The organism is Altererythrobacter chaiwopuensis (assembly GCF_054957735.1).
Genome location: NZ_JBTXJF010000001.1, coordinates 968,113 through 988,886, shown reverse-complemented (window position 1 = coordinate 988,886; position 20,774 = coordinate 968,113). Strand labels below are relative to the sequence as shown.

The window sequence follows — 20,774 nt, the reverse complement described above, 5'->3', positions numbered from 1 at the left end:
TCGCAACTGACGGATGAAGGGTAGGCTCTTGTAATTTTCATCACCTGATTGGTAGACTTTGCGCACAATCATGAGGTTTTGGGAGAGAGAACCTATGAAACGCAAGCTAAGCTTTGCCGCAGCTGGCCTGATGGCCGGCACTTTTTTAACAACACCGGCTTTCGCGCAGGATGCGGGTGATGAAGAAGAGGCAGTCGCAACCAATGTGATCATCGTTACCGCTCAGCGCCAGGCGCAGAGCCTGCAGGAAGTGCCGATTGCGGTCAGCGCCTTCTCGGCCGAGGCATTGGAATCGCAGCAGATCGAGAATGCCAGCGACCTGCAGCTGACCCTGCCGAATGTGTCGTTCACCAAGAGCAACTTCACTTCATCCAGCTTCACCATCCGCGGCATTGGCGACCTGTGCGTTGGCGTGTCTTGTGACAGTGCCACCGCCATTCACGTCAATTCGGCGCCGCTGTTCGGCACCCGACTGTTCGAAACCGAGTATTTCGACCTGGAACGGGTCGAGGTGCTACGCGGCCCGCAAGGCACTTTGTTCGGTCGCAATGCGACTTCGGGCGTGGTCAATGTGGTAACCGCCAAGCCCGATCTCAGCGGGTTTTCCGGTGCCGGTGAGTTCGAATACGGCAATTTCAACAGCATCAAGGCCAAGGGCATGATCAACCTGCCCATCGGCGAGACCATCGGCGCGCGGATCGCGGGCTTCTACCTCAAGCGTGATGGCTACACGACCAACCTGTTCAACGGCCAGGATATCGACGACCGCGACATGTATGCCGTGCGCGGTTCGCTGCGGTGGGAGCCGGGGCCGGACACGACCATCGACTTGATGGCCTATTACTTCCGCGAAGATGACAACCGGATGCGCATCCAGAAGCAGCTTTGCCAGCGCGATCCGACCGGCGTGCTGGGCTGCCTCAACAACCGCCGCGACTTTGCCAAGACCAATTCCAATTCCACGTTCACCGGCACGCTGGGCTCGTCGGAATTCCTGGCAATCAATGGCATCCCCAGCACCTTCGGCCTCAACAGCCTGTACGGCCCCGACGCCTATGCGAATTTTGTGGAAGCTCCGGATGTCCGCCAGATAAGCACCCAGTTCACGCCGGAATACTTCGCTGACGAGCTGCAGCTGCAGTTCGACGCGGATCATGATTTCGGCGCGATTTCAGTTTCGCTGAACGGCACCTATCAGGAAGCTCGCGTCGATTCCCGGCAGGATTACAACCAGGGCATCGGCGAGATTCCCAATGCCGCGCTTGCTTTCGGATCGCTCCAGACCTTTGCCAATCCGCTGGCGGTGGGCCCATTCGTCGCGTCCTATTTCCAACCGGTAGTGGAGGGCCTGTTCGACAGTGCGGGCAATCTTTGCACTTCCGAGACGCGGCAGGACAATCTCGGCGCGTTCGAGGGCTTCAGCATCTGCACGCCTAACGGGACCCAGTTCGACCGGTCCAATCAGGACAGCTCGGCATGGTCGGTCGAATCGATCGTCAGTTCGGATTTTGACGGTCCGTTCAATTTCCTGCTTGGCGGAATCTATGCGGAAAGTCATCTGACCGAAAACAGCTATTTCGTGAATGCCTTCGCGATTGACTATGTCGTGAGTGTGCTGGGCACCTTCACCGCGCTGGGAAACACGGATGCGAATGGTGATCCCGCGCCGCTCCCACCGTCCTACCTTGCCACATCGTTTTTCCGTAACAATACCGATGACTTCAAGCTGAAAAGCTATGGCATCTTCGGGGAAGCCTATTTCGAAGTGTCAGATCGCTTCAAGTTGACAGCGGGCTTGCGCTACAATGACGACCAGAAGGCAATACGCGCTCGTTCCACCCTGGCGAGCTTCCTCAACCCCTTCAGCAATGATGGCGATCCCTTCGATTCACCCTTCGTCGGTTCCTTCGATGCCGATCCCGGCGTCGCTGGTAACCAGCTTTGGCAGGAACGTGAGGTAAGCTTCAACGAGGTGACAGGACGCTTCGTGGCCGATTTCCAGGTTACGCCTGACAATCTCGTCTATGCTTCCTATTCGCGCGGTTACAAATCGGGCGGCATCAACCCACCGCTGCAGCCTATCTTTGCCGTGCCCGACAGTTTCGGGCCGGAGCAGATCGACGCATTCGAAATCGGGACCAAGAATACCTTCGCAAACGGAGCGCTGCAGCTCAATGCCACAGCCTTCTATTACAAGTACAAGGGATTGCAGCTCAGCCGCATCATTGCCCGGACTTCCGTCAACGATACGATCGACGCGAACATCTGGGGGGTCGAGCTTGAATCCTTGATCCGCCCCGATGACAACTGGTTGATCAACATGAACTTCAGCTACCTCAATGCCGAAGTTGCCGGTGACCAGTTCTTCTCGGATTCGCGGGATCCGGGCGGCGGTGATCCCAATGCGGTGATCATCAAGGACATCACCAACGGCGCCAACTGCGCGGTCACGGGCAGTGCGCCCGGCGGGCCCGATGCCTTCGTCAACGCAATCAATGCCTCTCCGGCCCTCAATCTGCAAGGAGTGACCGAGTTCCCGGCCGACGGCAACATCGCCTCATCGGGCGCTTTCAGCATCTGCTCGGTGCTGCAAGCCCAGGCTGCGGCGATCGGCGGCCTGTTCGGCGGCATCGAAGTGCTTAGCCCCGGCGTGGAAGTGAACCTGAGGGGCAACAAGCTGCCGCAGGCGCCGGAAATGAAGGCCTCGGTCGGCGTGCAATATTCGCATGAATTTGCCAGCGGGATGACGTTGGTGCCGCGTTTCGACGTGGCGATGACAGGCGAGCAATATGGCAATGTCTTCAACGGCAATGTCAATCGCATCGCGCCGTTCGTCCAGGCGAATGCCCAGGTCCAGCTCAATTCGGCGGAAGACAGCTGGTTCGCTCGAGCATTCGTGCAGAACATCTTCGACAGCGATTCGGTGACCGGCCTCTACATCACCGATGCCTCGTCGGGCCTGTTCACGAATATCTTCACGCTCGATCCGCGCCGCTACGGCGTTGCGGTAGGCATCAAATTCTGATCGTGTCGTTCGCGCCCTGGCGCGAACGGTAACGGCTGAACCAAAGAAGGGGCGGCTCGCACTGCGCGGGCCGCCCCTCTTCCTTGCACTCGCTGGTGCGTGGTTGTGCCGCCCAAATTACATCGAGCGTGCAATGACCATTTTCATGACTTCGTTCGAACCGCCGAAGATCCGGGTGATACGACTGTCGCGATACATCCGCGCGATCGGATAATCGTTGATGTAGCCTGCGCCGCCGTGGAATTGCAGGCATTTGTCCACCACCTCGCCTTGCAACTCGGTGACCCAGTATTTGGCCATGCAGGCGGTCGCCACGTCAAGTTCACCTTTCAGGTGCCGAGCGATGCAGTCGTTCACGAAAACCCGCGCCGCCGTGCCGCGCGCGTTGAGGTCAGCCAGCACGAACTGGGTGTTCTGGAAATCCCAGATCGTCTGGCCGAACGCCTTGCGTTCCTTTACGAATTCCAGAGTGGTTTCGAGTGCCTTCTCTATCCCCGTCATCGCGCCCATCGCGATAATCAGGCGTTCCTGCGGCAGCTCGCCCATCAGCTGGTAGAAGCCCTTGCCTTCCACTCCGCCCAGCACGTTTTCAGCCGGCACGAACACATCATCAAAGAACAGTTCCGAAGTATCGGCCGCATCAAGCCCGATCTTGTCGAGCTTCTTGCCGCGCTGGAATCCTTGCGCGCCTTCGGTCTCCAGCAGCATCAGCGAAATGCCCTTGGCTCGCTCGTTGGGATCGGTCTTGGCTACGACGATGATGAAGTCGGCCGTCTGGCCGTTGGAGATATAGGTTTTTGCGCCGCTGATGCGGTAGCCATTGCCGTCTTTCAGCGCGGTAGTGGTGATGCTCTGCAAGTCGGAGCCTACGCCCGGTTCGGTCATCGCAATTGCGCTGACCAGTTCGCCCGTCACCAGCCTGGGCAGATATTTCTTCTTCTGCTCTTCGGTGCCATGCCGCACCAGATAGGGCAGGATAATGGTGTTGTGGAGGCTGGCGGCAAAGCCTTCCACGCCGTGTTTCGCCTGCTGGTCGATAACGACCATATCATGCCGGAAATCGCCGCCGTGGCCGCCGTATTCCTCGGGCACTGAAACGCCCAGCAGGCCTGCCTGCCCGGCTTCATGCCAGAACTCGCGTTCAACCTGCCCGTCTTCGCGCCATTTCAGAATGCGCTTTTCCGGTGCGTGTTGCTGATAGAACTTGCCTACCGCATCAGCGAAGATCGAGATTTCCTCGTCTTCCATGAATTCGGGCTGGGGGACATTGATCGCGGGCATTTTATTCCTCTCCAATGGATAGCTTGCGTGGCGCGGGCTTACTTGCCCTTCCAGTTGGGCTTGCGTTTCTCGGCAAAGGCGGCGGCGCCTTCGCGGGCGTCTTCGCTCATGAACACCTGCGGCAGCAGCTTGGCCTGCTTTTCCCAGCGTTCTTCAAGCCCCCAGCCGCGCGATTCGTCGACTATCTGCTTGGATACCCGCACCGCCAGCGGCCCGTTTTCGTTGATCTTGCGAGCGAGTTCGATCGCAGCATCAAGCGCAGGGCCATCGACCACGCGGTTGAGCAGGCCGAGTTCATAGGCGCGCGCCGCGTCGATGAACTCGCCCGTCAGCGCCAGCTCCATCGCGATCTTGGGCGGGATCATGCTGGGCAATTTCATCAACCCGCCCGCTGCCGCTGCCAGCCCGCGTTTGGCCTCGGGAATGCCGAATTTGGCATCCTTGTTGGCCACAATGAGATCGCAGCTGATCATCAGCTCCATACCGCCGGCCAGGGCATAGCCTTCAACCGCCGCGATCAGCGGCTTGACCGGGCCCTTTTGCGTGATGCCGCCAAATCCGCGCCCCTCGATACTGGGCGATTCGCCGCGCAGGAAGCCTTTCAGATCCATGCCCGAACAGAAGGTGCCTCCCGCCCCGGTAAGGATACCGACGCGAAGATTGTCATCGCTGTCGAGCCGGTCGATCGCCGCAGCGATGCCTTCGGCAGCGGCCTTGTTCATCGCATTTTTCGCTTCGGGGCGGTTGATCGTGATGATCAGTATGCCGTCACGCTCTTCGGTCAGCAGATCTTCGCTCATCGGCGCTCTCTCCTATCAATTTGTGGCATTTTGAATTGCAACTGAATTCTTGTGCATGTGCTGGCCAAGCTTTACGAATGCGTCAACCGCATTTTCGCTAATCGAGAGGATACCCCATGGGCGAGGCATATATCATTGACGCAGTCCGCACGCCGCGCGGCATCGGCAAGCAGGGCAAGGGCGCACTCTCTGCCGAACATCCGCAGCATCTGGCAGCCACCGTGCTCAAGGCGATCAAGGATCGCAACCATCTCGATACCAAGACGGTTGATGACGTGATCTGGTCAGTCTCGACCCAGGACGGCATGCAGGGCGGTGACATGGGCCGCATGGCCTCGCTCGACGCGGGCTATGACATCACCAGTTCGGGCATGACGCTTGACCGCTTCTGCGGCGGCGGGATCACTTCCGTGAACCTGGCAGCGGCACAGGTGATGAGCGGTATGGCCGATTGCGTGGTCGCAGGCGGCACCGAAATGATGAGCCTGACCGCGCAGATGGCGAAAGAAAAGATGCAGGCCGGGATCAAGCCGCCGATGATGGGCAGCTACAATGAGCGCCTGCAGAAGGTGCATCCGCAGAGCCACCAGGGCATTTGCGGCGATGCGATTGCCAGCATGGAGGGCATTACCCGCGAAGAGCTCGATGAGGTAGGCTATCGCAGCCAGCAGCGCGCCGCCGAAGCGATTGCCGAAGGGCGCTTTGCCAAATCGATCATTCCGGTGGTGGACGACGAAGGCAATGTGATCCTCGACCATGACGAATATCCTCGCCCGCAGACAACGCGCGAAGGGCTGGCGCAGCTGGAACCGGCCTTCACCAAGATCGCGGACGTTCCGCTCGATGCGGAAGGGACGACGTTCCGTAAGTTGGTGAACCAGAAATATCCTGACCTCGAGATCAGGAATTTCCACCATGCCGGCAATTCGTCAGGCGTGGTCGATGGTGCAGCGGCGGTGCTGGTGACGAGCAAGGAATATGCGCAGAGCCATGGCCTGAAGCCGCGTGCGCGGATCGTCGCCACCGCCAATATGGGCGATGATCCCACGCTGATGCTCAATGCACCGGTGCCGGCCGCCAGGCGCGTGCTGGAAAAGGCGGGATTGACGCTTGAGGATATCGACCTGTTTGAAATTAACGAGGCCTTCGCCGTGGTTGCGGCCAAATTCGTGCGCGATCTCGGGCTCGATTGGGACAAGGTCAACGTCAACGGCGGCTCGATCGCGCTTGGCCACCCGATCGGCGCGACCGGATCGATCCTGATCGGTACCATTATCGACGAGCTTGAGCGTCGCGGCGGTCGCTATGGCCTTGTCACGATGTGTGCGGCAGGCGGCATGGCACCCGCAATCATCGTCGAACGTGTGACCGACTTCGCCGACTGAGGCAGGCGGCATGATTGCCGACAACACGCCCGTCATCATCGGGGTAGGGCAATATTCCGAACGTCCGCAGGACAAGGGATATCAGGCGCTATCCTATATGGACCTTGGCGGGCGGGCGCTGGCAGCGGCCATTGCCGACAGCACCGCTAGCGGGGATCTGGCCGGGGCGATCGATACGCTGGCGGCGATCCGCCAGTTCGAGATGTCGCGCCCGGGTGCCGAGCGGCCATTTGGCGGGGCAGACAATGTGCCGCGTGCCTATGCCAAGCGGGTCGGCGCCAACCCGAAGCGCGCAATCCTATCGACCACCGGCGGGCAGACCAACCAGCAATATCTCGGCGAATTCGCCGCAGCCATTGCGGCGGGCGAAAGCCAGTGCGCGGCAATCGTGGGTTCGGAAGCAATTTCGACCGTACTTGCGCTCTCTGCAAAGGGCGAGAAGCCCGACTGGTCTGAGCAAGTTGGCGGCGAGATCGAGGATCGCGGTTACGGGCTAGATGGCTTGCTCGAGCCCTCGCTGATGGCGCATGGTGCGGCTGGTGCAATCCCGCTTTACGCGCTGTGCGAAAATCGGCGGCGCGCCGATCTTGGCCTGTCGCTCCAGGATTACCGTGCGAAGATCGGCCAGCTGTTCGCACCCTTCACCCGGGTTGCCGCCGCCAATCCCCATTCCGCAGCCCCGGTTGAACGCAGCGCTGAGGAGCTCGCAACGGTGACAGAGCGCAACCGCATCGTGGCAGAACCCTATACGCGCATGACGGTAGCGCGTGACCAGGTGAACCAGGCTGCGGCGATCATCATCGCCAGCGCCGGACTGGCGCGGCAGCTGGGCGTGCCGGAAGGCAAGTGGGTGCACATCCACGCCGTGTCCGCCGCGACCGAGCTGGAGTTGACCCAGCGGCCCGATCTCAGCCGCAGCCCGGCCTCGATCGCGTCGCTCGAGAGAGCCTTGGAGCGGGCGGGCAGGGGCATGGACGAGATGGCCTATCTCGATTTCTATTCATGCTTCGCCATTCCCGTTTTCAACGCGATAGACCATTTCGGCATTGCGCCAGATGATCCGCGCGGGCTGACGCTTACCGGCGGGCTGCCATTCTTCGGCGGAGCGGGGAACAACTACTCGGCCCATGCCATCTGCGAAGCGGTGGATCGGGTGCGCAAGGATCGCGGCTCCTACGCGCTGGTCGGCGCCAATGGTGGTTGGATGAGCAAATATTCGACCGGGATTTACTCCACCGAGCCTGCCGACTGGTCGGGAAATGATCGCTTTTCCAAGCTTGCGAAGGCGACCGACGCCGTGCCGCGCGGCGAGGGCGCGTTTTCCAGCACCACGGTGGAAAGCTACACCATCAACCATGGCAAGAAGGGCAGCGTGGCGATTTTCATCGGGCGCAATGATGCGGGCGAGCGGGTGTGCGGCAACGCGGATCTTTCGCACGGGGCGACCCGCGCGCTGTTCGAAAGCGGTGAGCCATTCGGCGCGAAGCTTAACGTGACGCAGGACGAACGCGGCCTCAATATCGGCCGACTGGCGGGCTGATCGCCCTGGCAGCGGTAGATTGAGGCAGATTTTGACAATCGGGCAGGTTTCGCGTATTTAGTTTCAAACGAAACTATATTGATTCCAACCAAGGATTGCCATGACCAAGCACCCGTCCGACCTGTTTGAGAACCCTGCCGGCCTCGATGGCTTTGAATTCGTGGAGTTCTGCGCGCCAGAGGAGGGTGTGCTCGAACCCGTGTTCGAAGCGATGGGCTTCACCCATGTTGCGACTCACCGTTCGAAGGATGTGCACCTGTGGCGCCAAGGCGGGATCAATCTGATCGCCAATTACGAGCCGCGCAGCGCGGCATGGTATTTCGCGCGCGAGCATGGTCCCTCGGCCTGCGGCATGGCTTTCCGGGTGCGCAATGCCGCTGCGGCGTGGGAGCATCTCATTGATCAGGGGGCGGAGCCCGTTGCAGTCGAAACCGGCCCGATGGAACTGGCAATCCCCGCGATCCGCGGCATCGGCGGGGCGATCCTCTACCTGGTCGATCGCTATCCTGACGAGAAGGGTGAGGGCCTGTCGATCTATGACATCGATTTCGAATATCTGCCGGGCGTTGACAGGCATCCTGAAGGCGCGGGTTTCAAGCTGATCGATCACCTGACGCACAACGTCTACACCGGCCGCATGAAATACTGGGCGGACTATTACGAGAGCCTGTTCAATTTCCGCGAAATCCGCTTCTTCGACATCAAGGGCGAATATACCGGTCTCACTTCCAAGGCGCTGACTGCACCGGACGGCAAGATCCGTATCCCGCTCAACGAAGAGGGAGAGGGCGGGAAGGGCCAGATCGAGGAATTCCTGCGCCAGTTCAACGGTGAAGGGATCCAGCATATCGCGCTGATCTGCGATGATCTGGTCAAGTGCTGGGATAACCTCAAGGCGCTTGGCGTGCCGTTCATGACCGCGCCGCCCGCGACCTATTACGAAATGCTCAGCGATCGCCTGCCCGGCCATGGCGAGGATGTGGACCAGCTCAAGATGCGCGGCATCCTGCTCGACGGTTCGACCGAAGGTGGCCAGCCGCGCCTGCTGTTGCAGATCTTTGCCGAGGCTCAGGTCGGCCCGGTGTTCTTCGAATTCATCCAGCGCAAGGGTGACGAAGGTTTCGGCGAAGGAAATTTCAAGGCATTGTTCGAAAGCATGGAGCGCGACCAGATCCGCCGCGGCGTGCTCGAAGTACAGGGGGAGCCGGCAGAATGAGCGCGATCAAGCCTTCCGGCATCCACCACGCCGCCTATCGCTGCAAGGACGCGAAGGAAACGGTAGAATGGTACGACCGCGTGCTGGGCATGGAATACACCACTGCCTTTGCCGAGGATAATGTGCCCTCGACCGGCGAGTACGATCCTTACATGCATGTCTTCCTCGATGCGGGGAATGGCAACGTCCTCGCCTTTTTCGAGCTTCCGAACCAGCCGCAGATGGGGCGGGACGGAAACACGCCGCAATGGGTCCAGCACCTGGCCTTCCGGGTCGCGTCGGAAGACGAACTGCTGGCCGCCAAGGCGCATATCGAGGCCCAGGGCATCGATGTGCTCGGGCCGACTCACCACGGCATCTTCAAGTCGATCTATTTCTTCGATCCCAATGGCCACCGCATCGAACTCGCCGCCGATATTGGCACTGATGAGCAATATGCAGAGCTGAGGCGCGTTGCCCCGCTGATGCTCGAAGAATGGAGCCAGACGAAGAAGGCGCCGCGCCATGCCGACTGGCTGCACCAAATTGCTCGCGCCGAGCAAGGGCTGGAAAACCGCGACTAACCTCGCGGCGGTTTACACTGCCGAGCTGAAGCGCCGCTGCGAATCCTGGCGATAGGGATCGAACAGCGCGGCCACGCTGCGTGCATAGGGCAACCCGCCTGGTTCGATTTGCAGAATTGCGCCATCGAGTGAAGCCAGCCCCGCATCGAGGAACGGTGCGAGCCGCGGCTTCGCCTCGCGCAATAGCGCCTGTGGCAAGTCTGCCGCGCCTTGGCACAACAAGGCCTCGATCACCTTGCCGCGCGCCTGGCCATCGGCGCTGCGTTTGATCCCATGGGCGATCGGTAGACGGTCCTGCGACAATTGCATGCGATAGCGGCCGCTGTTCTTTTCATTCTGCACCAGAAGTTCGGGAAAGCTGCTGATCGCCGAGGCGCCAATCCCGATCAGCACCGGCGCCGTATCATCGGTGAAACCCTGGAAATTGCGCCGCAGCGAACCATCGCGTGCCGCGATTGCCAGCGGGTCTGCGGGCAGGGCGAAATGATCGAACCCCACCGGCGCATAACCACGCGCGGTAAGATATTCATATCCGCGTGCAGCCATTTCGAAGCGTGCATCGAGACCAGGCAAATCGTCCGCCGGGATCACCCGCTGACGCGGGATCAGATGCGGCACATGGGCATAGCCGAACAGTGCGATGCGGTCCGCACCCAAGGCGCAGCTGCGTTCCAGCGTGTCTTCCAGATCGCTCCACTCCTGGCCGGGCAGGCCATACATCAGGTCATAATTGAGCGAGGTTACCCCGGCCTTGCGCAGCCAGGCAGTGGTTTGTTCGATCATGTCGGGCGGCTGGACCCGGCCGATGGCAGCCTGGGTTTCGGGCGCAAAGGTTTGCACCCCCAGGCTGGCGCGGGTGATGCCCGAACTTCCGATAACTTCGGCCCATTCCCTGCTCATCGCGCGCGGATCGACTTCGATCGAAATATGCGGGCTGGCAAGCCGGAAATGGACCGTGAGGCAGCTTAACAGGCGTGCAAAATCGAGCGGCGATATGGCATTGGGGCTGCCTCCGCCAAAGGACAGGCGGCTGACCGCTACATTTGGCGGCAAATGGTCAGCCAGCAGTGCCGCTTCGCGCTGGAGCGCGTCGAGATAGGTTTCGAGCCGATGGCGCCGGCCTGCCGCGGCAGTGTTGCAGCCACAGTAATGGCAAATCTTCTCGCAGAACGGGATGTGGACATAGAGTGAGATCTCGCTTGCGACCTGTTCGAGTTGCTCGATGAAGAGGTGCGCGCTGACAGGGCCGAATTCCGCCGCCGTCGGAAAGCTGGTGTAACGCGGGACGGGCGTCGCAAGCAGTTCGGGATGATAGGGCCACATGCCGATCATGAATGGCAGATCGGCAAAGGAATTCATTGAGATCGATCAATTTGCTTTCGGCAAGTTCCGGCATGGCATGCCTTGGCTGGGCAGGGGACAGGCGGCTGGGGCTCCTCATCATCGCCCAGGGGGATCGCTATGCTGCTGCCGTCGCAGAGCCGGGCGGCGATCGTGGCACCTTGAGCGGAGGCCGGTTGCAACGGCAGCGTGCCGACCAGCAGCGCCAGGGCGGCGGTCCGCGCGATCAACATTTCTCGTCCTCATCCTGCTCTTCGTCTTCATCGATCAGAATGCGTTGGGCAGCGCCGTCGAGGTCTTCGAACTGGCCGTTCTTCATCGCCCAGAAAAACATGGCAAGGCCCAGCGCACCCATCCCCAGCGCTACCGGAATAAGGAACATCAGCCCCGTCATCAGGCGGCCCTTGCAAGTCGCAGCGAATTGCCGACCACGATCAGCGAACTCAGCGACATGGCGATGGCGGCGATCAGCGGGGTGACGAGGCCCGCCAGCGCCAGCGGCACGGCAAGGATGTTGTAGCCGATTGCGAGCGCGAAATTCTGCTTCACGATGCGCATCGTTGCTCGCGCCACTTGCACTGCCTTGGCGACCGGCATCAGGCGTTCGCCGATGAACACCGCATCGGCGGCCTGCTGGCTGGCATCGCTGGCACTGCCCGGTGCAATCGCGGCATGCGCGGCGGCGAGCGCTGGCCCATCGTTAAGCCCGTCACCCACCATCAAAGGGTAATGTCCGTCCGCTTTCAGGCGGTTGAGCAGGTCAAGCTTGTCAGCCGGTGAAAGCCCGCCTGCGCCGGGCAGATTGAATTGACGGGCCACGGCCTCGACAGCGTCCTTGCGGTCGCCCGACAGCAATTCGGCATGCAAGCCCATCAGCGCGAGTTGGTGCAGTGCTTCGGCAATATCCTCGCGCAGTGGGTCAGCGAAATGGATGGCGATTCGCCGATCGCCTATCCTCAACTCGCTCATCGGATGGTCCGAAGCCTCCGAGGGTCGGGCGAGCGCGACTTCGGAGCGGTCGAACAGTGCAAAGATGCCTTCGCCGGGGCGCTCTTCCACATCGGTAAGCGACGCGGGCACAACGCCATTGGCCAGCAGCGCCTGTGCCAGACCCTTGCTGAGCGGGTGACGCGAATTTTGTGCCAGTGCCAGCGCGATCGCCCTGGCCTCCTCATCGAGGCCGCGCAAATCCGGGCGCGGCTGGCCCAGCGTCAGCGTGCCGGTCTTGTCAAAGCGTACGCAATCGACTTCCGCCAGCCGCTCGAGCGCGGTGCCGTCTTTCACCAGCAGGCCCTGCCTGAGCAGCGCGTTGCTTGCCACCACTTGCGCAGCGGGAACCGCCAGCCCCAGCGCGCAAGGGCAAGTAATAATCAGCACCGCAATCGAGATCAGCAGCGCTTGATGCCAACCAGCGCCCGCCAGCATCCAGCCGACAAAGGCAAGCAGCGCCAGAGTGTGCACCGCCGGGGCGTAAATGCGCGATGCGCGATCTGCAATGCGGACATAGCGGCTGCGCGATTGGCCCGCTTCGTCCATGAGCCGCGCAATCTCGGCCAGCTTGGTATCGCTCGCCACGGCCTTGGCGCGCACGCGGATCGGGGCCATGACATTGATCGATCCGGCGTGAACTTCGCTGCCCGGTCCGGCGGATTCGAGCCGGCTTTCGCCGGTCAGCATCGAATTGTCGATCGCACTGGCGCCCTCGATCACTTCGCCGTCTGCGGCCAGCGATTCCCCGGCCGCGACCAGCATCACCATGCCCGGCCTGAGCTGTTCCGCCGCCATTCGCTCGATGGTGCCGTCTGCGCCAAGCACCGAAGCGCTCCTGCCCATGCGCCCAAGCAGTGCGCCGATCCCGGCGCGGGTCTTGCCGCGCATCATGGCATCAAGCGCGCGTCCGGTAAGCAGGAAGAACAGCAGCATGACCGCGCTGTCGAAATAGGCATGCGCCCCGCCGGTCAGCGTTTCGTAAAAACTTAGTGCTGTCGCCAGCAGCACGCCGATCGAAATCGGCACGTCCATATTGGTGCGGCGGTGGCTAAGCGCCATCCAGGCGGAAGCGAAGAACGGCCTGCCCGCATAGGCGATCACGGGGATGGCGATGATTGCCGAAAGCCAGTGGAACAGCTGCTTGGTGACGCCTCCCGCGCCCGACCACACGCTGACCGAGAGCAGCATGATATTCATCATGCCGAAGCCCGCCACCGCCAGCGCGCGCAGCAGCAGCCTGCGATCGGCATCGTCCTGACCCAGCGGATTGTCGGCGACCCGCTGCGCCTCGAAGCCCAGCGCTTCGATCGCTTCGATCAGCCGGTCTTCGTCAAGTTCCGGGACATGCCGCAGCGCCACCCGCTTTGCCGAGAAATTGACTCGCGCATCTTCGATACCCTGAACCTTGGGCAATTCGCGTTCAAGCTTGGCTATGCAGCCCGCGCAGCGCATCCCCGGCACGGTGAAGCGGGTATCGACCAGCTCCCGCGCTTCGTCGGCGGGGATGGTTTGCGGCGCATTCACGGCAAGTGCTCTTCCCGCCGCCATTCCTGCCCGCCGGCATCGATATACAGGCGAATGATCCAGCGCCCGTCAGCCACCGGTTCCGGCGTGGTAAAGGCATCGGCGCCGTCAGGGACCAGCTCAAGCTCGGCCAATTCCGGATCCCCCAGCGGGCGGCGGATGTCTGCGCGAAGCGTGGCAGAGGCCGGTACCCCGCTGGTTTCGACGCGCAAGCGGCCATCTTCCGCTCGGGCAAGCTTTGCCTCCCAGCCCAGCGCCTGCTGCCTTTCAGCCTGCGCCAGCCAGCCGTTGAAATGCTGGCTCGCGACATAGCTGTTTTCGACGACCACGCCGCTGAAACCGCGCGCGGCGAGGCTGGCCATGAAGAAGTTGACCGCCACCACCACGCCGAAGCCGGCGACCAGCACGATCAGCATATGCCGACCGGTGAATTCGCGCCTCATCATTGGCCTCCTGGAGCGTTGAAGAGGGTTTCCTCGCTGTCGCTCTCAGCCTGCTCGTCTTGCGAGGTCAGGACGAAAGTGAAGTTCTGCTCGCCGGTTCCCGCAGGCGCGGCGACATAGGCGCGCACTGTCTGCGTGAGATCGGCGGGAACTTTCACCACCTGGCTGCGCGCGGCCGAACCCTGCGGGATGGTGTCGGTCCACAGTACCGCGCCGGGCAGACCTTCAAGCGCGATTTCCATCGCGCGCGGGCGGCCTTCCATGTTGCGCAGCTTGAGCGTGTAGGCATTGCGAACCGAACCATCGCGCAGCAGCATGAAGGGTGGATTGCGATCGGGAGAGACTGTCAGATCGGTGCGGTTGCGTGTTCCGAGCGCAAACAGCAGTGCGAGGCCGATCGAACCCCATATAGTGAAGTAGACCAGAGTGCGCGGGTGGAGCAGCGCCTTCCACGCAGGGCGCGGGGGCTCGCCAGCCTGTTCGGCCTTGCAATCATCCAATGTAGCATAATCGATCAGCCCACGCGGCCGACCGATATCCTTCATCACCCGGTCGCAGGCGTCGATACACAGCGCGCAAGTGATGCAGCCGATCTGCGGGCCTTCGCGAATGTCGATCCCGGTTGGGCAGACCGCGACACATTGCAGGCAATCGATGCAATCGCCGAAGGCCTCGGGATTCTTCTCCGCCTTCTTCAAGCTGCCGCGTGGTTCGCCGCGCCAGTCCTTATAGGTGACGATCAGCGACTTCTCATCGAGCATCGCGGTCTGGATGCGCGGCCAGGGACACATATAGATGCATACCTGTTCGCGCATGAAGCCGCCCAGGGCAAATGTGGTCGCGGTCAGGATCGCTACCGTGCCATAGGCAACCGGCGCGGCCTGAAGGGTAAAAAAGTCCCGGAACAGAGTTGGCGCGTCAGCGAAATACAGGATCCAGGCGCCGCCGGTTGCAAAGGCGATGGCGAGATAGATGGACCATTTGAACAGCCGCCGCGCAAATTTTGATGCAGTCCAGGGCGCATTATCAAGCCGGATGCGGGCGTTTCGATCTCCGTCAATGAGCCGGTCGATATGCTGGAACAGGTCGGTCCACACGGTCTGCGGGCAAGCATAGCCGCACCATGCGCGGCCCACCGCACTGGTGACCAGGAACAGCCCGATCCCGGCCATGATCAGCAGGCCCGCGACGAAATAGAATTCGTGCGGCCAGATCTCGATCCCGAACATGTAGAAGCGGCGATTGGCGAGGTCGATCAACACTGCCTGGTCGGGTGCGTAGGGTCCACGATCCCAGCGGAGCCACGGCGTAACGTAGTATATGCCCAGAGTAATCAGCATCACCAACCACTTGAAGCGCCGGAATGGCCCGTCGATCCGCTTGTTATGGACGGTCTTGTGCTTCTCGTAGAGCTGGTCGGCGGCGGCGGGTGCGGATTTGCGCGGTGCAGATGTGTGGGGGGCTGCTGTTCCCCCACCACCGCCCGGTACCGCCTTGGCCCAGCGATCCTGTGTGCCGCTTGCCGATGGTCGATCGTCAGGGTTGGACATTATCTTCCGTTACCGGTTCCGGCGCCATCGCCGGCACCTGTTCGCCGCCGCCCAGCGAGTGGACATAGGCGGCCAGCATCTTGACTGTAACCGGATCGAGCCGATCCTGCCAGCCTGGCATTACTCCGTGGCGGGGCCTGAGGATCTGCGTGCGGATATTGGCTGCGTCGCTACCATAGAGCCAGATCGCGTCATTGAGCGCGGGCGCGCCCTGCAATCGGTCGCCGCCCCCGGCCGGGCCGTGGCAGGCAAGGCAGTTGTCAGCGTACAACTGCGCGCCAATTGCGTTCGATTCGCCTTGCCCACTGAGCGAGCGGACATGGCCTACAAGGCTGGTGACCTGGGCATCGCTGAAGATCCCGTCAAATCCAGGCATCAGGCTGGTGCGACTCTGGCTGTCACCGTCCCAGCGGATACCGTGCTTGATGGTGAACTCGATCGCTTCGATATCGCCGCCCCACAACCAGTCGTCATCATTGAGGTTGGGATATCCGGCAGAACCTGCCGCGCCAGAGCCGTGGCATTGTACGCAATTGACCTTGAAGGCCGCCGCGCCCCCGGCAACGGCTTTCTGCATCAATTCCGGATTGTCTTGCCACTTGATGATGTCAACGGCGGCCAGTTGTTCCTTGACCGTTTGATGGGCTGCATCGGCGGCGCCCATTTCCTCCATCAACTGGCCGCGGCTGGTCCAGCCCAGCACGCCCTCTGTGGCCCGGCTGAGCATCGGCCAGGCGGGATAGGCAACCGAATAGGCCAACGCCCAGACGACTGTGGCGTAGAAGGTCCAGAGCCACCATCGCGGCAGCGGTGTGTTGAGCTCTTCAATACCGTCCCATTCATGCCCGACGAATTCGGTGCCGGTGGGCTCGTCAATGCGATTGGGCGTGTTCGGATCATTCGCCATCGTCTTGGTCCTTCAGGATCGAGTGGGCGGCTTCATGGTTGCGAGCTCTTGCTCCGGGCCGGAAGGGCCAGGCGCACAGTGCCAGGAACAGCACGGTCATTGCCAGCAGCCCATAACTATCTGCGAAATGGCGCAAGGTGTCGTAATCGCTCATCGCCCCTTCTCCTCGGCCAGCTCCTGCTGCGCGGCAGCACTGCTGACATCAACCAACGTGCCCAGCATCTGGAGATAGGCAACCAGCGCGTCCATTTCGGTGACGCGCCTGGGATTGCCGTCGAAATCGCGGATCTGCGCCTTGGGATAGCGCATTGCCAGGTCGCCCGGATCGACATCGGGATTGGCCTGCGCGATGAGGTCCGCCTCGGCCATCTCGATATCGGTTTCACTATAGGGCACGCCGACCCGGCTGAGCGCGACAAGCGTGCCTGCCGCATCGGGCACATGCAGCGTGGTCTCTCCCAGGAAGCCGTATTGCGGCATGATGCTTTCAGGCACCACGCTTTGCGGATCGGTGAGGTGCTGGACATGCCATTCATCCGAATAGCGCCCACCAACCCGCGCCAGATCCGGCCCGGTGCGCTTCGATCCCCATTGGAACGGGTGGTCATACATGCTTTCCGCAGCCAGGCTGTATGGGCCATAACGCTCGACCTCGTCGCGGAATGGGCGGATCATCTGGCTGTGGCAGACATAGCAGCCTTCGCGGACATAGATGTCGCGCCCGGCTTGTTCGAGCGGGGTATAGGGGCGCATGCCCTCAACCTTCTCAATCGTGTTGTCGAGGTAGAACAGCGGGGTGAGCTGCACCAGCCCGCCGATCGCGACCGTTACCAGCGTGGCGACCGCCATCAGCGTGATATTGCGCTCCAGCTTCTGGTGGCGCGTCGAGGTTTGGTTGTTCGAGTTGCTCATGGATCGCGCTCCTATTCGGCCGGAACTGCGGCAATGGGACGGTCGGCAGCTTCATTATGCGGGGTCTCGGTCATCGGAGCTTCCTCGCGCAGATTGCCTGCGATCGTCATCCAGATGTTGTAGCTCATCACGACCGCGCCCGAGAGGTAGAGCAGGCCCCCGAAAGCGCGCAGGGCGAACATCGGCTTCAGCGCTGCGACAGTGTCGACGAAGCTGTTCACCAGATAGCCGTCAACTCCGTATTCACGCCACATCAGGCCCTGAGTGATCCCGGCCACCCACATGCTGCCCGCGTAGAAGACGATTCCCGCACTTGCCAGCCAGAAGTGCCAGTTGATCATCCGCAGCGAATACATCCGCTCGCGTTGCCACAAGCGCGGCACCAGGAAGTAGATGCAGGCAAAAGTGATCATTCCGTTCCAGCCCAGCGCGCCGGAGTGAACGTGGCCAATGGTCCAGTCGGTATAGTGGCTCAGGCTGTTGACCCATTTGATGCTCATCATCGGGCCTTCGAATGTGCTCATCCCGTAGAAGGCGAGCGCCATCACCATCATGCGGATGATCGGATCGGTACGGACCTTGTCCCATGCGCCATTGAGCGTCATCAGCCCGTTGATCATCCCGCCCCAGCTGGGCATCCACAGCATGATGCTGAAAACCATGCCCAACGTCTGCGCCCAGTCAGGCAGGGCGGTGTAGTGCAGGTGGTGCGGCCCGGCCCAGATATAGAGGAAGATCAGGCTCCAGAAGTGAATGATCGACAGGCGGTAGGAATAGACCGGCCGCTCGGCCTGCTTGGGCACGAAGTAGTACATCATCGCCAGGAAGCCAGCAGTGAGGAAGAAGCCCACCGCGTTGTGACCATACCACCACTGCGTCAGCGCATCCTGCACCCCGGAAAAGGCGCTGTAGCTCTTCGCGCCGAGGAAGCTGACGGGCACCGCCAGATTGTTGACGATGTGCAACATGGCAATGGTGATGATGAAGGCGAGGTAGAACCAGTTGGCGACATAGATATGCGGTTCATTCCGGCGCACGATCGTGCCCATGAACACGATGAAATAGGCGACCCAGACAATCGTCAACCACAAGTCGACATACCATTCCGGCTCGGCATATTCGCGCGACTGGGTAACACCCAGCAGATAGCCGGTGGCCGCCAGTACGATGAACAGCTGGTAGCCCCAGAACACGAACCGCGCGAGCGTGGGGAAGGCCAAAGTGGCGCGGCAGGTGCGCTGCACGACATAGAAACTGGTGGCGATCAGCGCATTGCCGCCAAAGGCGAAGATCACCGCTGAAGTGTGCAGCGGGCGTAGCCGGCCGAAATTGAGATAAGGCTCAAAATTGAGCTGGGGGAATACCATCTGCAGCGCGATGAACAGCCCCGCCGCGAAACCGGCCATGCCCCAGAATATGGTCGCAATCACGCCCCAGCGGATCGGATCATCATCATAGCGCGATGGCCCGGCTGGCATCCGGAACATGCTCTGCGCCTTGGCCAGCGGATCGTAATTTCTTGCGGTGAATACGATCAAGAGAAAGGCGGCGATCGCGACGATCGTCATGTGAACGGCAAAGACCGTGTCCTTCGCAGCCACAATCGCCATGATCGCGGCGAGCAGGACGACGGACCAGATGCCGATGCGGCCAAGTACTGCTTGCATTGTATGTTCCCCTAGTCTGCCGCTGCGATAGCGCCGGGCCGCAGGCCACTCTTTGATTCAGCGCAAATTTTGGCTTGTGTGTTTGAGCGCGAAACATGGCCCGCGCGCGTGGCCAGTTCGTCCAGATGGTGAAGCCGCACAATTGAGCGACCCGCAGTTGAAATCAAGTGCTCATTGCGCAACTCGGTGAACTGGCGGCTGACGGTTTCGATCGTCAGGCCCAGGCTGTTGCCGATGTCGCGGCGGGACATTGGCAAGTTGAGCCGGATCGAATCGCCATCGGGCACGCCAATCCGGTCAGCCATAGCCAGCAGGAAATCGGTTATCCTTTCTTGCGCAGACTTGCGGCCCAGCCGAATCGCCTTGTTGCGGCAGCGTTGCAGCGCCAGCAGTGTGCGGGCCAGGATGGTGCGCAGCACTGAAGGCTCTGCTTCCGCGATTTCGAGGAAGCTATTGGCGGGAAAGGCTATGGTACGGCAGTCTGCCAGGGCGAGCATGCTGATCGCGCCCTGTTCGGGCTGCGGTACATAGATCATGTCGCCGGGAAAGTGGAATGCCAGCACATGCTCGCTGGCATCCGGCATTCGAACAATCAGCTTGGTTGCCCCCTCGGCCAAGAACACCAGCTGATCTCCGGTCGCTGAAAGCACTATTCGTTCTGCCCGGCGTGTCTGCTGGAACTGACCGATTTCTGACAGGCGTTCGCTGACCTGCGCTGAATCGCAGCGCGTCAGGATCTGGCGGCGAAATCTGTCAAACGATTCCTTGGGCACGATCGCTCCGGATACGAGAACATGATCGCAATTACCCAGGTTGGCGATTTCGGTCTTTGATCAGGATCAATGAACCATCCTTTCCAACGGAGCAATTGCGACCTCAGGTTGCAAAAATCCTGGGCCGCAAGGGGCGGTCGCTGCAGCCACAGGGAAACCATGTGATGAAGATTCTATTGGCAGCTGCCACCGCCTCACTGGCGATGCTTGCCAGCCCCGCCGCCGCGCAGGACAATGATCGCACCGGCGACGTACAGGTCAAACTGCTGGGCACTGCCGTCTTGCCCGACGGAAAGATCACCGAACTCAGGGTTGATCCTGGTCTGCCTGCGGGCACTCAAACCAAGGCGAATGACAATTACGTCCCGACGATTGCGATCGAATATTTTTTCACCAACAATGTCTCGGTCGAAACGATCTGCTGCATGACGCAACATGATGTCGACGCCGTTTCCGGCCTGCCAGGGGCAGAGCTGGTATCGAACGCCCGCGTCATTCCCGCGACTTTCACGGCCAAGTATCATTTCGATGCGGGCGGTGCGAAGCCCTACATCGGCGCTGGTGCGACCTATTTCCTGTGGATCAATGACAAGCCGGGTGCGGCCACGACCCCGGCGCCGCTGAGCATCACCGATACCGATTTTTCGGACGAGTTCGGTTTCGTGCTGCAGGCGGGTATCGACATCCCCCTGTCGGACAAGGGCCTTGGCCTAAGCCTGGATGCCAAACGCTATTTCGTCGACACGACTGCGCGCTGGTTTGCCGGGGATGTGGTAGTGATCGAAACCGAACACAAGCTTGATCCCTGGGTGCTGAGTGCGGGTGTAACCTACACCTTCTGACGCGCGGGGTGCCGC

General features: G+C 61.1%; 18 protein-coding genes. 6 read left to right on the top strand and 12 right to left on the bottom strand.

Features of this window, described 5'->3' with window-relative positions; translation table 11 throughout:
* Positions 1-94 precede the first annotated feature (94 nt).
* Positions 95-3,025 carry a TonB-dependent receptor gene (locus ACX3VQ_RS04890; RefSeq protein ID WP_462579817.1) on the top strand — a complete coding sequence of 977 codons (2,931 nt, stop codon included), beginning with the start codon at positions 95-97 and terminating at the stop codon, positions 3,023-3,025.
* Positions 3,026-3,142: 117 nt separating this feature from the next.
* On the opposite strand, the gene ACX3VQ_RS04885 is transcribed toward ACX3VQ_RS04890, so the two are convergent.
* Positions 3,143-4,306, bottom strand: coding sequence for an acyl-CoA dehydrogenase family protein (locus ACX3VQ_RS04885; protein WP_462579816.1), 1,164 nt, complete (start codon positions 4,304-4,306; stop codon positions 3,143-3,145).
* Positions 4,307-4,344: 38 nt separating this feature from the next.
* Positions 4,345-5,106: a crotonase/enoyl-CoA hydratase family protein gene (locus tag ACX3VQ_RS04880; RefSeq protein WP_462571222.1), complete on the bottom strand. Its 762-nt coding sequence runs from the start codon at positions 5,104-5,106 to the stop codon at positions 4,345-4,347.
* A gap of 116 nt (positions 5,107-5,222) precedes the next feature.
* On the opposite strand from ACX3VQ_RS04880, the gene ACX3VQ_RS04875 reads away from it, so the two are divergent.
* From ACX3VQ_RS04875 to ACX3VQ_RS04860, 4 genes are all read left to right on the top strand, one after another.
* The gene (locus tag ACX3VQ_RS04875) at positions 5,223-6,491 is read left to right on the top strand and encodes an acetyl-CoA C-acetyltransferase (RefSeq protein WP_462579815.1); all 1,269 of its coding nucleotides are present in this window, start codon (positions 5,223-5,225) and stop codon (positions 6,489-6,491) included.
* 10 nt (positions 6,492-6,501) lie between these two features.
* On the top strand, positions 6,502-8,031 hold the full coding sequence (locus ACX3VQ_RS04870) for an acetyl-CoA acetyltransferase (protein WP_462579814.1): 1,530 nt from the start codon (positions 6,502-6,504) through the stop codon (positions 8,029-8,031).
* Between the two features lie 100 nt (positions 8,032-8,131).
* A complete protein-coding gene (gene hppD, locus ACX3VQ_RS04865) occupies positions 8,132-9,247 on the top strand; it encodes a 4-hydroxyphenylpyruvate dioxygenase (RefSeq protein WP_462579812.1) in 1,116 nt (371 codons plus the stop codon).
* Entirely contained in the window at positions 9,244-9,810 is a 567-nt protein-coding gene (locus ACX3VQ_RS04860) for a VOC family protein (RefSeq protein ID WP_462579810.1), read from the top strand. The genes hppD and ACX3VQ_RS04860 overlap by 4 nt, the downstream gene beginning before the upstream one ends.
* A gap of 12 nt (positions 9,811-9,822) precedes the next feature.
* On the opposite strand, the gene hemN is transcribed toward ACX3VQ_RS04860, so the two are convergent.
* From hemN to ACX3VQ_RS04810, 10 genes are all read right to left on the bottom strand, one after another.
* Complete coding sequence (gene hemN / locus ACX3VQ_RS04855; RefSeq protein ID WP_462580688.1) at positions 9,823-11,133, bottom strand: oxygen-independent coproporphyrinogen III oxidase; 1,311 nt, start codon at positions 11,131-11,133, stop codon at positions 9,823-9,825.
* Between the two features lie 244 nt (positions 11,134-11,377).
* Entirely contained in the window at positions 11,378-11,545 is a 168-nt protein-coding gene (ccoS, locus tag ACX3VQ_RS04850; RefSeq protein WP_462571227.1) for a cbb3-type cytochrome oxidase assembly protein CcoS, read from the bottom strand.
* Positions 11,545-13,689 carry a heavy metal translocating P-type ATPase gene (locus ACX3VQ_RS04845; RefSeq protein ID WP_462571228.1) on the bottom strand — a complete coding sequence of 715 codons (2,145 nt, stop codon included), beginning with the start codon at positions 13,687-13,689 and terminating at the stop codon, positions 11,545-11,547. The genes ccoS and ACX3VQ_RS04845 overlap by 1 nt, the downstream gene beginning before the upstream one ends.
* A complete protein-coding gene (locus tag ACX3VQ_RS04840; protein WP_462571229.1) occupies positions 13,662-14,111 on the bottom strand; it encodes a FixH family protein in 450 nt (149 codons plus the stop codon). The genes ACX3VQ_RS04845 and ACX3VQ_RS04840 overlap by 28 nt, the downstream gene beginning before the upstream one ends.
* On the bottom strand, positions 14,108-15,658 hold the full coding sequence (ccoG, locus tag ACX3VQ_RS04835; protein ID WP_462579808.1) for a cytochrome c oxidase accessory protein CcoG: 1,551 nt from the start codon (positions 15,656-15,658) through the stop codon (positions 14,108-14,110). Before ccoG ends, ACX3VQ_RS04840 begins: the two co-directional genes overlap by 4 nt.
* Complete coding sequence (gene ccoP, locus ACX3VQ_RS04830; protein ID WP_462571231.1) at positions 15,645-16,565, bottom strand: cytochrome-c oxidase, cbb3-type subunit III; 921 nt, start codon at positions 16,563-16,565, stop codon at positions 15,645-15,647. Before ccoP ends, ccoG begins: the two co-directional genes overlap by 14 nt.
* Positions 16,555-16,719: a cbb3-type cytochrome c oxidase subunit 3 gene (locus ACX3VQ_RS04825; RefSeq protein WP_462571232.1), complete on the bottom strand. Its 165-nt coding sequence runs from the start codon at positions 16,717-16,719 to the stop codon at positions 16,555-16,557. Before ACX3VQ_RS04825 ends, ccoP begins: the two co-directional genes overlap by 11 nt.
* Positions 16,716-17,477: a cytochrome-c oxidase, cbb3-type subunit II gene (gene ccoO, locus ACX3VQ_RS04820; protein WP_462579807.1), complete on the bottom strand. Its 762-nt coding sequence runs from the start codon at positions 17,475-17,477 to the stop codon at positions 16,716-16,718. The genes ACX3VQ_RS04825 and ccoO overlap by 4 nt, the downstream gene beginning before the upstream one ends.
* A gap of 11 nt (positions 17,478-17,488) precedes the next feature.
* Complete coding sequence (gene ccoN / locus ACX3VQ_RS04815) at positions 17,489-19,144, bottom strand: cbb3-type cytochrome c oxidase subunit I (RefSeq protein WP_462571235.1); 1,656 nt, start codon at positions 19,142-19,144, stop codon at positions 17,489-17,491.
* 11 nt (positions 19,145-19,155) lie between these two features.
* Positions 19,156-19,917 (bottom strand): Crp/Fnr family transcriptional regulator, encoded by a 762-nt coding sequence (locus tag ACX3VQ_RS04810; protein ID WP_462571236.1) that lies wholly within the window; start codon positions 19,915-19,917, stop codon positions 19,156-19,158.
* Positions 19,918-20,081: 164 nt separating this feature from the next.
* Between ACX3VQ_RS04810 and ACX3VQ_RS04805 the strand changes: the two genes are divergently transcribed.
* A complete protein-coding gene (locus tag ACX3VQ_RS04805; RefSeq protein WP_462579806.1) occupies positions 20,082-20,759 on the top strand; it encodes an OmpW/AlkL family protein in 678 nt (225 codons plus the stop codon).
* Positions 20,760-20,774 lie beyond the last annotated feature (15 nt).

Bases quoted from the DNA above. Each gene is read 5' to 3' on its own strand.
- ACX3VQ_RS04890 (WP_462579817.1), top strand. From the start codon at position 95: ATGAAACGCAAGCTAAGCTTTGCCGCAGCTGGCCTGATGGCCGGCACT.
- ACX3VQ_RS04885 (WP_462579816.1), bottom strand. From the start codon at position 4,306: ATGCCCGCGATCAATGTCCCCCAGCCCGAATTCATGGAAGACGAGGAA.
- ACX3VQ_RS04880 (WP_462571222.1), bottom strand. From the start codon at position 5,106: ATGAGCGAAGATCTGCTGACCGAAGAGCGTGACGGCATACTGATCATC.
- ACX3VQ_RS04875 (WP_462579815.1), top strand. From the start codon at position 5,223: ATGGGCGAGGCATATATCATTGACGCAGTCCGCACGCCGCGCGGCATC.
- ACX3VQ_RS04870 (WP_462579814.1), top strand. From the start codon at position 6,502: ATGATTGCCGACAACACGCCCGTCATCATCGGGGTAGGGCAATATTCC.
- hppD (WP_462579812.1), top strand. From the start codon at position 8,132: ATGACCAAGCACCCGTCCGACCTGTTTGAGAACCCTGCCGGCCTCGAT.
- ACX3VQ_RS04860 (WP_462579810.1), top strand. From the start codon at position 9,244: ATGAGCGCGATCAAGCCTTCCGGCATCCACCACGCCGCCTATCGCTGC.
- hemN (WP_462580688.1), bottom strand. From the start codon at position 11,133: ATGTGGCCCTATCATCCCGAACTGCTTGCGACGCCCGTCCCGCGTTAC.
- ccoS (WP_462571227.1), bottom strand. From the start codon at position 11,545: ATGACGGGGCTGATGTTCCTTATTCCGGTAGCGCTGGGGATGGGTGCG.
- ACX3VQ_RS04845 (WP_462571228.1), bottom strand. From the start codon at position 13,689: ATGGCGGCGGGAAGAGCACTTGCCGTGAATGCGCCGCAAACCATCCCC.
- ACX3VQ_RS04840 (WP_462571229.1), bottom strand. From the start codon at position 14,111: ATGATGAGGCGCGAATTCACCGGTCGGCATATGCTGATCGTGCTGGTC.
- ccoG (WP_462579808.1), bottom strand. From the start codon at position 15,658: ATGTCCAACCCTGACGATCGACCATCGGCAAGCGGCACACAGGATCGC.
- ccoP (WP_462571231.1), bottom strand. From the start codon at position 16,565: ATGGCGAATGATCCGAACACGCCCAATCGCATTGACGAGCCCACCGGC.
- ACX3VQ_RS04825 (WP_462571232.1), bottom strand. From the start codon at position 16,719: ATGAGCGATTACGACACCTTGCGCCATTTCGCAGATAGTTATGGGCTG.
- ccoO (WP_462579807.1), bottom strand. From the start codon at position 17,477: ATGAGCAACTCGAACAACCAAACCTCGACGCGCCACCAGAAGCTGGAG.
- ccoN (WP_462571235.1), bottom strand. From the start codon at position 19,144: ATGCAAGCAGTACTTGGCCGCATCGGCATCTGGTCCGTCGTCCTGCTC.
- ACX3VQ_RS04805 (WP_462579806.1), top strand. From the start codon at position 20,082: ATGAAGATTCTATTGGCAGCTGCCACCGCCTCACTGGCGATGCTTGCC.